Origin of the sequence: Salinisphaera sp. T5B8 (genome assembly GCF_040361255.1) — a bacterium.
Taxonomy (GTDB): domain Bacteria; phylum Pseudomonadota; class Gammaproteobacteria; order Nevskiales; family Salinisphaeraceae; genus Salinisphaera.
Genome location: NZ_APNG01000019.1, coordinates 38,924 through 53,351 on the forward strand (window position 1 = coordinate 38,924; position 14,428 = coordinate 53,351).

Below are 14,428 nucleotides of genomic sequence, written 5' to 3' on the forward strand. Positions count from 1 at the left end.
GAATTGCTTGCGCCCACGGCCGTGGCTGGCCAGACTTCGCCTTCTCGTTTGCTCATCTTCGCGATCAAGCATGCTCGACTGTATCGAGATCGAACCCAAAACCAGCGCCCGCGCCAGCGTGATCTGGCTGCACGGGCTCGGCGCCGACGGTAACGACTTCGTACCCATCGTCGACGAGCTCGGCCTGGGCGCGGACCACGGTATTCGGTTCGTGTTTCCCAATGCCAAGACCCGGCCGGTGACCATCAACAACGGCATGGCCATGCGTGCCTGGTACGACATCAAGGGTATGGCGATCGCCGACAAGCAGGACGCCGAAGGCATTCGCGACAGCGCCAGCGAAATCGAACAATTGATCGCGCGCGAAGCCGAACGGGGCATCGCGGCCGAGTCGATCGTGATCGCAGGCTTTTCCCAGGGCGGGGCGATCGCGCTGCATACCGGCGTGCGCCATGCCGAGCGCCTGGCCGGCATCATGGGCCTGTCGACCTATCTGCCGCTGGCCGAGACGCTGGCGAACGAGGCCAGCCAAGCGAACCGGCAAACACCCATCCTGATGGCCCACGGCAGTCAGGATCCCGTGGTGCCGGTCCAGCTCGGCCAGGCCAGCCGTGATCACCTGCTGGATGCCGGTTACGACGTGGCCTGGCACGAATACCCCATGCAGCATCAGGTGTGCATGCCCGAGATCGCGACCATCGGCCGCTGGTTGGGCGAGCGTTTGCTGCGATGATCGAAACGCTACAGGGGCTGATCGCCGATTTCGGCGCGTTCGCGGTCGCCATCGGCTGCCTGTTCGAAGGCGAAACCGCAATTCTTCTCGGCGTGTTCGGCGCACACCGCGGCTGGTTTTCGCTGGAAAGCGTCATGATCGCGGCCGCGATCGCCACCATCATTGGCGATAATCTGTGCTTTCATATCGGCCGGCGCATGGGCCGCCCGGCCCTGGAGCGACGCCCTGGCTGGCAGCCCAAGATCGCCCGTATCGAACGCCTGCTCGAGCGCTACGGAGCGCCGGTGATGATCGGTTTTCGGTTTCTCTACGGGTTGCGCTACGTCACCCCGTTCCTGCTCGGCTCGCTGGGCGTTTCGCCGGTACGCTTCTTCGTGCTGGCCAGCATCGGCACCGTGCTGTGGGTGGGCACCGTTACGTTCATCGGTGTGCATCTGGCCGGCGCGATCGAACATGCCCTGGCCCATATTCACGACGCAGAACAGATTCTGGTCGCCGCCGTGCTCGTGGCGGCCGGGCTGGGTATTGCCATCTACTGGATGCGCCGCCACACCACCGCCCAGCGCTGACGATCCCCGTAGCGCTTCGGCCGATCCATCATCTGCGCGAACCGCTACGGTGGCCTCGAACGCCCGGGTGGCGCGTTCTTTAAAAGACGGTTAACCACAGATTTACACAGATTAAAGCGCTATTAGGATAGTGTTACGCGGCCACCATTTTGTCCGCAGATCGACACACATCAGCGCAGATCAAGACAAGTTATTGGATGTGTCGGGTTCGCTTGCTGCCCACGCCTCGGCGAGTGCCCGCAGCGCGCCCCAGTTTTTCATCTGCGTGAATCTGTGGAATCTGCGGATACTTCTTCGAGAAACATAGCCCCCAGCTCAAGCCGATACATCAGCGCATCGAAGCCGCACTGCTCTTCGCGGCAGTTTCGAGATAGATCGCGCTTAGCGGTCGATCGAGTAGATCAGATCGCCACCGGTTGCCACACTGCTGGACTCGGTTTCCAGGCGCCAGCGAGAACTGAGCGTATAGCGCAGCGACAGCGTCGATACCGGGTTGAACAGACCGATGCCGTAGCTAACATATAGCTTGGGCGACAGATACTTACCGACGGTAAAGGCGGCATTGTCGCTGGACTCACCGGCGCCTGCGCCGATACCGATTTCATCCAGGCCCAGTCGATCGCCCACGTTTTCCAGCGTCTGATTGGCGCGATTGTTACCCAACGCGAGCGCCGCGCGTGCGACCAGGCTGGACTGCTGGCTGTTTGCGCCGTTGAGCGGCCGGCCGAGCAGCAGCCACGACAATTGTTCGGACTGGCTCATGGCCGGTTCGGAAAACAGCGTCAGCTGCGGTTTGTCGATATTGCCGCGCACTTGCACGCCGACCGTGATGTCTTCGGCCGGGTAACGTGCCGCACGGATATCCAGCCCCGGCTCGCTGACCGGCCCGCCGGCAAACAGAATCCGGCCTTCCTGGATATCCAGGTTCTGACCATACGCCCGATAGGCACCATCGACGATCTGAATCTCGCCGGTGCCGGTGGTGACATCGCCGGGCTGCTGAACCACGCGCAGATCGCCGGTGAGATTGGCTTTCAACCCGAAACCTTCGATACGCACCTTGTCGCCCAGCACGACCTGCACATCGGCATGAATGGCCCGGCTGATCGCCTCGGCAGCCGGGGTGGATTCGTCGTCGGTCACGATCACCTGATCGCCGGACACCGTGGTCACCCCCGACGCCGGCAGATCGCGCGGCGTGATTGCGGCCTGGGGCACATTGACACGCCCGCGCACATCGACCCGTGTGGGGGTAACCGCCACCTGCAGATCCGGGCTGACATAGGCCGTGGCATCGGGAATATTGACGACCTGAAAACGCTCGCCGCGAATCGCCAGATCCACATCCTGGCCGTCGTCGTTGAGGGCGATCGCACCATTGGCGGATAGCGTACCGCCTCCAGATTTCGCGCTCGCATCGATATCGATGGCATCGCCGCGCCCAGTCGCCGCCAGACGCACATCGGTGAGCACCAACCCGGGTGTGACCAGCACCAACCGTGACGCATTCAAGGCAATATCACCGCGCACGGTCGGGCGCGCGATCGTGCCGCCCAGATCGAGCTGGCCGGCGATCGTGCCGTCGAACTCGTCGACTTCCGGCGAGAGTTTCTCGATCATCGCCAGACGTTGAATATCCAGGTTCAGCGAACCGCTGAGCGCACGCTCGGTCAGTGGCGCCGCGCCCGGGGCGACCGCAACATCGGCCTTGATCGCGCCGGTGCGCCCGAGCGGCAGATCGATGGCCCCGTCCAGGGCCGAACGCTGCATGCGCAGGGTAATCGTGCCCGGCTGCATATCCACGATCCGCACCACGCTTTCGTCGGCCTGGGTCATCGACACGCTGCCGGCACTGGTATTCAGACGCGCATCCACATCCGGATCACCGCCGGTCGGCAATCGCGCATCGATGGTGCCGGATACCGTGCCGTCGATATCCAGGCCCTCGGGGAAATAGATGCGCGCATAGTCGTAGGCAAAATCCGACAGTTCGACATGCGCGACACTGGCTTTGGCGTCGTGTTGACCGCGCAGACATACGCGCGCCTCGCCCGAGGCGAGACAGGCATTGTCGATCGACTGGCGGCGCGCCGAAACCGAACCACGTGCGGTGGTGGTCAACGTCCAGGGGGCGAGTTCACCGTAGGCGGCCTTGAGCTGCTTGAGCGAATAACGCCAGTCCATGTTGTTCTTGTCGAGCGCGCCGTCTAGGCCGATGTCGGCGGTGGCGATTTCGGAATCCACGTTCGCGCTGATCGAATGCGCTTTGGGCGTGCCGTTCATGCGCAGCGCCACGCTATCGATCGTCTGGCCGGCAGCGTTCACACCGGCGATATCGAGCACCACATTGGAACGGCTGTTGCCCGACCAGTCGACCTTCGCATTCAGATCGGCACGGGCAACGCGATTGTCGTCGAAGGCGATATTGCGCGCAGTGAGCGTGGCATCGACATCGGGCGCAGCCACCCGACCCTTGACCGTGCCGCGGCTTTTCAAGCGGCCGGCCAGCGTCGGCCAGGCCGTGGACAGGTCGCTGGAATCGATCGTCCAGCGCCCGTCGAGCGCAGCATCGGGCGTCCAGCCGAAGCGGCCACTGATCTTGGCGTCGGTCGCCCCGGAGACCAGATCGAAACGATCCACCAAGACGTGATCGCCCAGATACTCGGCCTTGGCATCCAGACGTAGCGGTTGGCCACGCAGCCTGCCGCGGGCGGTGAGGGTATCGATATTCGCGATGACCCGCTCGCCGTCCTGTTTGGCGCGGATATCGGCCACGAGATTGAAATCGCCCGGTACGTCGGCGACAACCGCGCCCGGATTGATATGTTCGCCGTCCAGATGCGCCGTTACATCCAGCGCCGGCGCCCAGCGAATCGCGGCATTGCCCTTGATATCGCCGGGCCCGCCGGTAATAGCGAACTTGGCCAGCTCGAAGGCCTGCATACTGCCGTGGCCGTCGAGGCTGAGCTTGCCGGCGGTCTGGCCCACCACCTGCCAGGCGAGATTCGTGGCCAGTTGATAGTCGCTGATCTGGCCGGTCAGGCGCACCGTGCCGTTTTGCGAACGGTAGGCCGGCGTGCCGGACAGTGGCCATTGCAGATCGGCCCAGTCGACCGACAGATCCATGGCATTGCCTTGGGCCAACGCCACCTGGCCCTTGGCGTCGAGCGTGCCGGGCATGTCCGGGCTGGACAGGTTCAGTCGTTCGACAACGACCGTATCGCCGGTATAGCGCAACGCGCCCGCCAGCGCCGCGCGCCCATACTCGGCGCTATCCGCATCGACATCGATAGCGACCGCCAGCGCATCGATCGGCCCCTTGGCGCCGATCGTCGCCGTGAAGCCGGCCGCGGGCAGATCCGCGCGGATCGCCTGCAGGCGCGTATTGTCGAGCTTGAGCGTCGCATCGACGGCGGGCTTGTCCAGCGCATCGGTGACCTGGCCATCGACGGCAAGGTTATAGGGCGCGGCTACGCGTGCACGCAGGCCGAGATCGGCCAGATCGCCCTCGATCTCGGCATCGGCGCTAATCGGAGCCAGATCGGGCAGGCGCAGGTCTGCATTGAGCGATAGATTGGTGGCATAACCGCCACGCGGGTCAAGCTGGGCCTGGGCATCGACATCGAACATCGGCCCGTGGCCGGTCAACGATTCGATACGCCAGTATTCATCGTCGAGACGCGCGTTTTTCAGGCGCGCAGTATCGACCACGAACGCCTCGGCCTCGGGGGCGGTGATCGCCGAAATATTGTCGAGGGCAACGTTATCGATTTGCACCGTCACCGGCAGATCGATCGCATCCGGCAGGCTGAAAGGCTCGGATGGCTGTTCGGGCTCGGGCGTGTCCACCACTTTCGTGACTTCGTAATCCACGCCGCGCACGCCCAGATTGCGTACATGCACGGTGGCCGAGAACAGTTCGCTGGCCACCCAGTCGAGATCGACAGCATCGACCGAGAGCTTCATGGTCTCGGTTTCGACGTTCACCCCGCGTACTTCCAGCGGGCCGATCAACCGGCCTTCGACGCTGGCGACTTCAATACCCTCGGGCAGGCGCGGGCCGATCTGGCCCCAGGCGAAGTCCAGACCGCTGCGCGTGGTCGCGACCCAGGCGATCAGGCCCACCAGCACGAGTACCACCACCAACAACACGAGCAGCGTCCATTTGACGATACGCCAGGCGCGCGAACGTTTTTTGGGGGCCGGTTTGTCTGGCGCCGTCGGTGCCCGATTGTGTTCAGGCTGGGCGTTGGGGGCGTCGTCGCGTTCGCTCACAGATCGGGGCCAAGACTGAAGTGGATACGAAAATCGCTGTCCGGATCGTCCAGCGGATGCGCCAGATCGAGCCGAATCTGGCCGACCGGCGAAGCCCAGCGAAAGCCGATGCCCACGCCGCGCTTGAGATCGAAGCTCGTGGTATTGGCCACGTCACCGGCGTCGAAGAAGGCCGCGATGCCGTAGTCCTTGTAGACCTTGTAATCGGCTTCGATGCTGCCCACCACCAGATAGCGCCCGCCGATATTGTCGCCATCGGCGTTTTCCGGGCTGATCTGCTGATAGCCGTAGCCACGCACGGTCCGATCGCCGCCGGTAAAAAACCGCTGCGAGGGCGGCAGTTCCTCGAAATCGTCGACTTCGATCGCACCGAACTGGCTACGCAGCAACAGCCGTGATTTCGCGGTCAGCGGCAGTACCGCATTGCCGCTGACCTTGGCCTGGAAAAAATCCACACTCGAGGCCAGCGATTCGCTGCCGCCATGTACATCCAGCGATGCACTCACGCCCTTGCGCGTATTGAGCAGGTCATCGGCTTTCTGCAACGTAATGGTATAGCCCGGATACAGCAGCGTGGCGGTCCGGTCGCCCACGTCGTCGCCCAGATCGTAGGTTTCGCGCTCGAGATTGATATAGGCCCGCTTGCGCCCGAGCGACCAGGCGGTATCGCGTACCGCGCCGATACCGTAGTTGATCGAGGTGATATCGCCGAAATCCTCGTTGGAGACATTGGCGGTAAAGCTGAGCTTGTCGCTGGCGACATTGGCGATGGGAATATCGTAGGAGGCTTGCAGCGCCTGCTGCACCGCCGACAGGCGCAGGTCGCTACGAAACTGATGCCCGCGCTTGTTCAGATGCCGGAACTTCACGCCGAAACCCACCCGCGGGCCGGTATCGGTCCCGTAGCCACCGGAGATTTCGTAGCTCTGGGGTTTGCTGGCCTCGGCGTTGACCATAACCGGTACCTCCAGGCGACCAATACTGATCAACGGGTCGTCCGGCGGGTAGAGAATATCGAACAGCCAGTCTTCGATGGGGGCCTGGCGTTCGGCCTCGCCGCGCTGGGCCTGAATCGCGATCTTGTTGAAATAATCGGTATCCGAGAGGATCAGCTGCAGATCCACCAACCGATCGGCATTGAACGGCTCGCCTGCCTTGAACGGCACAAAACGTTGCACGAAGTTGTCGTTGAGCACGTCCTGATCGAAGGTCACATCGCCAAAGTAGTAGCGCTCGCCGGTATCGAGTACCAGATCGATCGCGGCGGTATTGTCATCCGGACGTACCCGAATCGCCGACTGGCTGAAACGCGCATCGAGATAACCCGCATCGTAGGCCGCGGTATACAGCGCATTCTTGGTCGCGGTGTACTGCGAATGGATCAGGCGCTTGCCCGTGGCCAGGTTGGTCGCGCGCAACGCTTCGCGGATTTCAGGCAGTTCGTCACCCGGCCCGCGTACGGCCAGATTGAGCGCGGTTACGGTTGTCTGCGGCCCGTGGTCGATACGAAAACGCACCTGCCAGGTATCGCTGTCGTGCGCCGGCTCCTTGAGCGTCTGCTTGATGCTCGGGTTGTAATACCCGTACGGCGCAAGCGCGCTCTTGATCTCGTTGGGCGCCAGCCGATACAGGCGGCGAATCTTGCCGGCCGACCAGGGCGCTTCGTGCTCGGCGGCCACCGACAACGAATTGCGTACGTTGGCAAGCAACGGCTCGTCGATGCCGTCGATACGGATATTGACCGTGTCGGCCGCGGCCGGGCGTACGAGCACACCGGCGAGCGCGATCACCAACACCAGCGGCAGATGCCGCCGTTTCAAGACTCTGCGATAGCGCCCGATCACGATACTCGAATACCCACCCGAAAATTCGCTTGTCCCAGCAGGGCCATTGCCCACGCTTGCCCTGCCGAACCCTGTAGCCCTTGCCAACTAGGTTACCGCAAACGCCTGATGGGCCACGCCAACAACATCACGGCCCATGCGTTCGTCCTAGTACGTCGCCGACGCAACTCGCGATGCCGGGTTGTTAATCGGCCGGGGGCGCGGCTTCGAAATTGTCGATCGCCAGCTGCATACAGTTGTCAACGCCGGCGATACCGAGTACGCGCGTATAAAACGCCCGCTCGGATTCGATCGCGGTGCGGATGTTGGCCGCATCGCGAAAACCGTGGCGCTCTTCGGCAAACACGACATAGGCCACCGGCACGCCGCGATCGCGCAATGCCGCAGCCATGGTTTCGGCCTGATCGGGCGGCACCACCTTGTCCTTGAGCCCCTGCAGGAACAGCACCGGACAACGCAGCTGCTCGGCATGGGCCAGCGGCGAGCGCTGGGTGCGCAGCGCATCGTCGGCGCCGATGAGCCGGTGCAGATAGCGCGACTCGAACTTGTGCGTCGAGGCCATTAACCGGCGCAGATCGCCGATGCCGTAATAGCTCGCGCCGGCGGCCGCGATATCGGTGAACGTGAGTACGCACAGCACGGTATAACCCCCTGCGCTGCTGCCGGATATGAGTACACGCTGGCCGTCGACCAGCCCGCGTTCGGCCAGATACCGGGCCCCGTATTCGCAGTCGGCGACATCGGCCACGCCCCAGGCCCCGGTGAGTTTCTGGCGATAGCTGCGCCCGTAGCCGGTACTGCCGCGATAGTTCACATCGAGTACCGCATAGCCGCGCGAGGTCCAGTACTGAATCCGGGCATCCAGTGCCGTGCTGGTCGCCCCGGTCGGCCCGCCGTGGCATTTGAGAATCAGCGGCGGGCGCTCGTTGGCGGGCGCCCGGCAGCTATGGCTGGTGGGCGCATAGTAGAGCCCGTGCGCGTTATCGCCATCGGCAGTGGGCCAGCTCACCGGCTCCGGCATGGCAAGCGCCGCATCGGCAGGCAGGCCGTCGGTCGCACGCAAGACCCGCGACACGCCCTCGCGATCGATCGCCACGAGCTGCTTGGGCGTGCGGGCATCGGCGGCCACCACCACGATGTCATCACCCAGCGCCTGGATCTGTTCGTAGAAATCCCAGGCCAGCGGCCAGGGCCTGAACTCACCACTGTCTTGATCGACTTCGCCGATACGCCAGACGCCCGCCGCGCTGGCGAGCGCGATTAGCCGGCCATCGTCGGTAAAGGCATAGGTACTCTGGCCGAACACCCATTGCGGCACACCGAATTCGGCGCGTTCGTGGGTCAGTGCTTCGAAGCCGGTCGTATCGCGACGTTCACGATAGATATTCCACCATTCGTTTTCGTCGCAGACGATATGCAGCCGCCCGCGGCGATCGAACCGTGGGCCGAACAACGACGCATCGGCCGGCGCCCACAGACGGTGGGGAGAGCCGAAACAGCCATCGGCCGCGATGTCGGCCTGCCAGAGTTCGCTGGCATCCCAGGGCATATCGGGATGATTCCAGGCAAGCCAGACCAGTCGCTTGCCATCCGGGGCCAGCCGCGGGCTGGCATAGAAATCGTGGCCCTCGGCAACGACCTGGCGGGTGCCGTCGGCGGCGATGGTTTCGATGGTGGCCTTCGGCTCGGCATCGGCGCGCGGTGTTTCGGCCACCACGAACAGCCGGGCATGGTGCGGATCGTATTGCAGATCGGCAAAACGCGCGGCGTCATCCGGCGCACTGACCGGCGTGATCGTGCCATCGACAGCGCGACGATAAATGACCTGATCGGCCGCGTTGACGAACCAGAGTATGCCGTCATGCACGGTAAACGCCGCGCCGCCGTATTCGTGTACCGCGCTACGCGCGCTCAGCGGCGCGTCGAGCAGCGAGACGGCCGCGCCCTGGGCATCCAGCGCCATGATCGTATTGCGCCCGGCTTCTTCCGGGCGGCTTTCAATCCAGTACAGCCCGGGCGTTGCACGGGCGCGATCGATACAGACATCGCTGAGCTTGCGCCCGGCGGCGGCGACATCATCGGCGGTAATCGCCGATGGCCAGCTGCCGTAGGGTCGTATGTCGCGTTCACCGGATGGTTGTGATTGGGTCATGACTACAAGATTCTCAAAAGCTGCGCCAGTGTTCGTCGATCGTATGCGTCGGCTGCGCATCGGCATCGAAACCGCGTTCGTGGAAGGCCACCGCGCCGTCGTAGCCGCGTTTGATCACAGTCGATGCACGCGTGCCGTAGTGTCCGCTGCGAATGAAAAGCGGGGAGAGAAAATGTTCACGCTCCGTGTCGATGCCGGTATCCGGCAGGGCATCACGCGGCGCCGTATCGGTATCGGCCAGCAGGGTGAACAACGACTCGACCTGAAGATCGCCGGCTTCGATACGCGTACGCAGCCGGGCTTGCGCGGCTTCGGTCTTGGGCCAGTGATCGCCCCAGCTGCCGTTGGAGATGGCATGCACGCCGGGGCGTAGTGACAACTTGCGCACCGGCCCACGGTTGGAGACGAACCAAAGCTGTTCGCGATCGCCAACCAACAGATTGAACGGCCCGTATTCGGCGCCGGTTTCATGCACGCGCGCCGCCCATTCGCCGGCATCGCGCCGAGCGGCGAAATAATCGCGTACCAGCAAACCACGCGAGCGGGCCGGGCCTTCACGCGTGGGCTCGCGCACATTGGTCACCGCGGCAAACCGTCCCTGGCGATCGGCCGCGCACCAGGCCCCACCGGCCTGCAGGTCGCGCCCGCCGAATACGTCGGCCGGTGGTTGCCACCAGTGCGCGGGCTCGGTCGGCCGGGCATGAAACTCATCGCGGTTGGCGGCGACGATCAGATCGAATTCGGCATGGGCTTGCCAGGCAAAGGCGATCAGACACATCGCATGCATTCCGATGCGGCGCGCCGACAGGTAGACGCGCGATAGCCGACCGGCGGGCGTTCCTGCATGGTTTTAAGCTTCGACATGACCTTGAGCGCAGGGTGTTTGGCGGTCGTCGAGCTTAACAGTGATGGCTGAGCCGCAAAGTGCTACGGACCGGAGATGGATCGCAGTACCGGCCACGATTCACGTGAAACCCGCGCGCCGCCAGCGCGGTCGCGCGGTCAGCGCCCGCGATCAGGCCGTTTCGGACTCCATGCCCAGCTCCTTGATCTTGCGGGTGAGGGTATTGCGCCCCCAGCCGAGCAGCCGTGCGGCTTCCTGGCGATGACCATCGGTGCGCGCCAATGCTGCGCGAATCATCACCCGTTCGAGGCTGGGGATGGCTTCATCGAGCAGATGGTCGGCGCCCTCGGCCAGACGGGCTTCGGCCCACTGAGCAAGCTGATCGTCCCAGCCGGTGGCCGTCGCTAGGGCCTCGACGCTGGCCGTGGCCGGTGGCGTATCCGTCGATGGCATGGCCGGCTCGGGCTCGGCGGCCGTCGCGGGGCTCACCATTGGCGTGGCTGCGCCGGCGGCTGGCATGGCGCTGCCGTCGCGTAATTCCTGGGGCAGGTCCTCGAGTACCACTTCACGCCCCGGCGCCATCACCGTGAGCCAGCGGCACAGGTTTTCCAGCTGGCGCACATTGCCGGCCCAGTCGAGCGCGCTCAAAAACTGGCTGGCCTGCTTGCTCAGGGTCTTGAGCTCCATATTGAGTTCGCGCGCAGCACGGCCGAGAAAGAATTCCAGCAATAGCGGAATATCCTCACGGCGTTCGCGCAGCGGCGGCACACGCAGACGGATGACATTGAGCCGGTGAAACAGATCCTCACGGAAACGGCCCTTGCGCACCTCTTTTTCCAGTTCCTGGTTGGTGGCGGCGATAATGCGCACATCCACCGACACCGGCGTGTGCCCACCCACGCGGTAGAACTGGCCGTCCTGGAGTACGCGCAACAAGCGCGTTTGCAGATCGGCCGGCATATCGCCGATTTCGTCGAGAAACAGCGTACCGCCGTGGGCCTGTTCGAAACGCCCGCGCCGCTGCGCGGCCGCGCCGGTGAACGCGCCTTTCTCGTGCCCGAAGAACTCGGACTCCATCAGATCCTTCGGGATCGCGGCCGTATTCACGGCGATGAAGGGCCGACTCGCGCGCGGACTGTGCTCGTGCAGGGCATGGGCGACCAGTTCCTTGCCGGTGCCCGATTCGCCGGTGATCAGCACCGTGATATTCGATGCCGACAGGCGCCCGATCGCACGAAACACCTCCTGCATCGCCGGCGCTTCGCCAATGATGATCGAAGCCTGCGGTTTGGCGGCTTCGCTTTCGGGTTCGTCTTCACGGGCCAGGCGCGCCGCGCGCGTGACCAGCTCGACGGCTTCATCCAGATCGAACGGCTTGGGCAGGTATTCGAACGCACCGCCGCGATAGGCCGATACCGCGCTGTCCAGATCGGAATGCGCGGTCATGATGATGATCGGCAGATCGGGCTTGATCGCGCGGACACGATCGAGCAGATCCAGGCCGGAAATACCCGGCATACGGATATCCGTGAGCAATACGTCGGGGGTGTTTTCCTCGATGGCATCGAGCAGTTCCGCGCCGCCGGGAAAACTGCGTACATCGATATCGGCACTCTTGAGGGCGCGTTCGAGCACCCAGCGAATGGATTCATCGTCGTCGACGATCCAGGCCGTCAGTGTGCCGGTGTTGGCAATACTCATCGCAGGCTCGCCGGGGTGGCCGTAATGGGCGCTGCCGCATACACGGCAGGCGGTCGCATGCACAGGAAAACTCGCCTAGTCATCACTGGCCTCCAGGGGCAGGATTACGCTGAATACGGTCTGACCCGGGCGGCTTTCGCATTCGATGAGCCCGTGATGCAGATGAATGAGATATTGCGCGATCGGCAATCCCATGCCGGTACCTTCGGCACGCGAACTGACCATCGGATGAAAAATGCGCGGCAATAGCTCGCGGGCAATACCCGGGCCGTTGTCGATGACATCCACGCGCACGACCAGCCGATGCTGGGTGCCGCCGATGGTGAACAGACGCTGGGTGCGTGTACGCAGTACGATGTCGCCGCTGCCTTCGAGCGCGGTGACCGCATTGCCGACCAGATTGAAAAACGTCTGAATGAGCTGCTCGCGATCGGCCTTGATTTCGGGAATGCTGGGGTCGAAATCGCGCTTGAGGGTAATATCCGGCGGCAGATCGGAATTGATCAATGCCCGCACATGCTCGAGCGGCTCGTGGATATTGAGCGGCTGCTTGTTGGGTGGTCGCCGCGGGCCGAGCAGACCATCGACGAGGTTCTGCAGCCGATCGGCTTCACGGATGATGACCGTGGTGAATTCCTTGAGCTCCTCGTCGTCGATTTCGCGCTCGAGCAGCTGGGCTGCCCCGCGCAAACCGCCGAGCGGGTTCTTGATCTCGTGGGCGAGGCCGCGAATCATTTCGCGGTTGGCCAGATTCTGAACCCGCATCTGATCGTCGCGCGAAATACGCAACTGACGATCGAGCGAGAGAAACTCCAGCAGCAGGGCCGCCGCGCCGTTGCGGTCGGTAAACGGGGTCACCGTGCAGTCGACGGTCAGCGGATCGCCGCCGCCGGCGCGCAGATACAGTTCGCGCTCGGTGAACGCCGCGCCTTCCATCAGGGCCGATTCGAGTTTTTCACGATGGTCGGCCAGATAGGGCAGCGCCCGATCGAACGGCTCGCTGCCGCAATGACGTGCCGACACACCAAACAGCATTTCGCTGGCCGTATTCAGATACGTCACCCGCAGGCGCGAATCCAGACACACCACCGCGGTTTTGAGGTTGTCGAGAATGGTGTCGGGGCGAACGCCGATACTGTCGCGTGAACTCATGAGGCAGCTAAAAGCAAGACTCGGGCCAGTGCCGGGCGCGCGTACACGCACAGACCCGGCGACGTCTATGCACCAGCATAGTGCACAACGCGGTAAAACGGGTCGTGACTTTTATCGCCGCCGACCGACGGGCCATGCACGGTCTTCACTCGTGCGGCTATGCCGCTTTCAGCCGTACGTTCGGCAAGGCCACGCTTGCGTATGTATGAAACTCAGTTGGCTCTTCTCAAGCAGGCAGCTTGGGCACACATGAACGTCAAAACACGCGAATAACGCGAAAGACAGACGGTGCGAAGCACAGGGACTCTGATGCGCACGCGTCATGCTGAACTTTGTACCTAATCGAGAGGCGCTTGCCCCCATACTCGCCCGTGCGGGCCACTTCAGCTCGGTGGCGGGGCGCTCGGGGTGGCGTTGAGCTTGGGCGTGCCGGGCGCGCCGCCGACATTGCCGGCCGATGGCGCGGCCGTTGTGGTGCCGGAGGGCTCGCCGGCATCGCCATCCGTGTTCTGATTATTGTTGACCGGTGAAATCGCCGAGGGCGGTTTCATGTAGAAGGTCACCGGGTCGGTACGCCGGATTTCGGTGCCCTGATAGAGCAAGGCGGCGCTGAGCGTATGCATGCCACGCGGGACGTTGCCAAGCTCGAGCTGGGTCGCATCGGTGGGCGACTGCGGGATCGGGCTACCATCAAGATAGTAGGTGATCTGCTCGCCATCGCGCAGCTCACCCGTGCCGCTGATGCTTACCGACACCGGCACGATACCGCGCGCATCGCGAAAGGTCTGTTCCGGCTCGGGGCTGATCAGCTCGGGCATGCGCGAGCCTGCGGTCTGTTTCTTCGCGCGTGCTCGATCCGAAGCGGCCTGAAGCTGCTGGAGCGCATCGGGATTACCATCGACTGACTGCAAGCCGGGCAGGTTGGCGCGTTTGGCACCGGTTCCTGCCGCACTGTCGCTGTAATGGCGCACGCCCTGAGCATCCACCCAGGTATAGACATCGGCCTGTGCACTACCCACGGCGGCAAACAGGAACAATAACGGCGTAAGAAAGATTTTCATGGGTTCAATCTAGCGCGAAGCGCGGCCATAAAAAAGGGCGCATCCGATAAACGGACGCGCCCTGCCGGCCAGAGGCGTCGCGCGGCTATGCACGCAA

At 63.5% G+C, this 14,428-nt stretch carries 9 protein-coding genes; 2 read left to right on the forward strand and 7 right to left on the reverse strand.

Translation table 11 applies throughout. From position 1 onward, the window contains the following. Positions 1 to 70 precede the first annotated feature (70 nt). Together T5B8_RS15720 and T5B8_RS15725 are read left to right on the forward strand one after the other, a co-directional pair. Positions 71 to 733 (forward strand): alpha/beta hydrolase, encoded by a 663-nt coding sequence (locus tag T5B8_RS15720; protein WP_353180254.1) that lies wholly within the window; start codon positions 71 to 73, stop codon positions 731 to 733. Continuing rightward, entirely contained in the window at positions 730 to 1,302 is a 573-nt protein-coding gene (locus T5B8_RS15725) for a DedA family protein (RefSeq protein WP_353180256.1), read from the forward strand. Before T5B8_RS15720 ends, T5B8_RS15725 begins: the two co-directional genes overlap by 4 nt. A 381-nt stretch (positions 1,303 to 1,683) precedes the next feature. Here the strand turns inward: T5B8_RS15725 and T5B8_RS15730 are convergent, their stop codons facing one another. From T5B8_RS15730 to T5B8_RS15760, 7 genes are all read right to left on the reverse strand, one after another. Beyond that, positions 1,684 to 5,577, reverse strand: a complete 3,894-nt coding sequence (locus T5B8_RS15730) for a translocation/assembly module TamB domain-containing protein (protein ID WP_353180258.1) — start codon at positions 5,575 to 5,577, stop codon at positions 1,684 to 1,686. Next, on the reverse strand, positions 5,574 to 7,397 hold the full coding sequence (locus T5B8_RS15735) for an autotransporter assembly complex protein TamA (RefSeq protein ID WP_353180260.1): 1,824 nt from the start codon (positions 7,395 to 7,397) through the stop codon (positions 5,574 to 5,576). The genes T5B8_RS15730 and T5B8_RS15735 overlap by 4 nt, the downstream gene beginning before the upstream one ends. A 208-nt stretch (positions 7,398 to 7,605) precedes the next feature. Beyond that, entirely contained in the window at positions 7,606 to 9,573 is a 1,968-nt protein-coding gene (locus T5B8_RS15740; protein ID WP_353180261.1) for a S9 family peptidase, read from the reverse strand. 13 nt (positions 9,574 to 9,586) lie between these two features. Next, positions 9,587 to 10,351 (reverse strand): NRDE family protein, encoded by a 765-nt coding sequence (locus T5B8_RS15745; RefSeq protein ID WP_353180262.1) that lies wholly within the window; start codon positions 10,349 to 10,351, stop codon positions 9,587 to 9,589. A gap of 237 nt (positions 10,352 to 10,588) precedes the next feature. Continuing rightward, on the reverse strand, positions 10,589 to 12,118 hold the full coding sequence (gene glnG / locus T5B8_RS15750) for a nitrogen regulation protein NR(I) (protein ID WP_353180264.1): 1,530 nt from the start codon (positions 12,116 to 12,118) through the stop codon (positions 10,589 to 10,591). A gap of 75 nt (positions 12,119 to 12,193) precedes the next feature. Then, positions 12,194 to 13,270 (reverse strand): nitrogen regulation protein NR(II), encoded by a 1,077-nt coding sequence (gene glnL / locus T5B8_RS15755; protein ID WP_353180265.1) that lies wholly within the window; start codon positions 13,268 to 13,270, stop codon positions 12,194 to 12,196. 383 nt (positions 13,271 to 13,653) lie between these two features. Continuing rightward, positions 13,654 to 14,331: a DUF4124 domain-containing protein gene (locus tag T5B8_RS15760; protein WP_353180266.1), complete on the reverse strand. Its 678-nt coding sequence runs from the start codon at positions 14,329 to 14,331 to the stop codon at positions 13,654 to 13,656. Positions 14,332 to 14,428 lie beyond the last annotated feature (97 nt).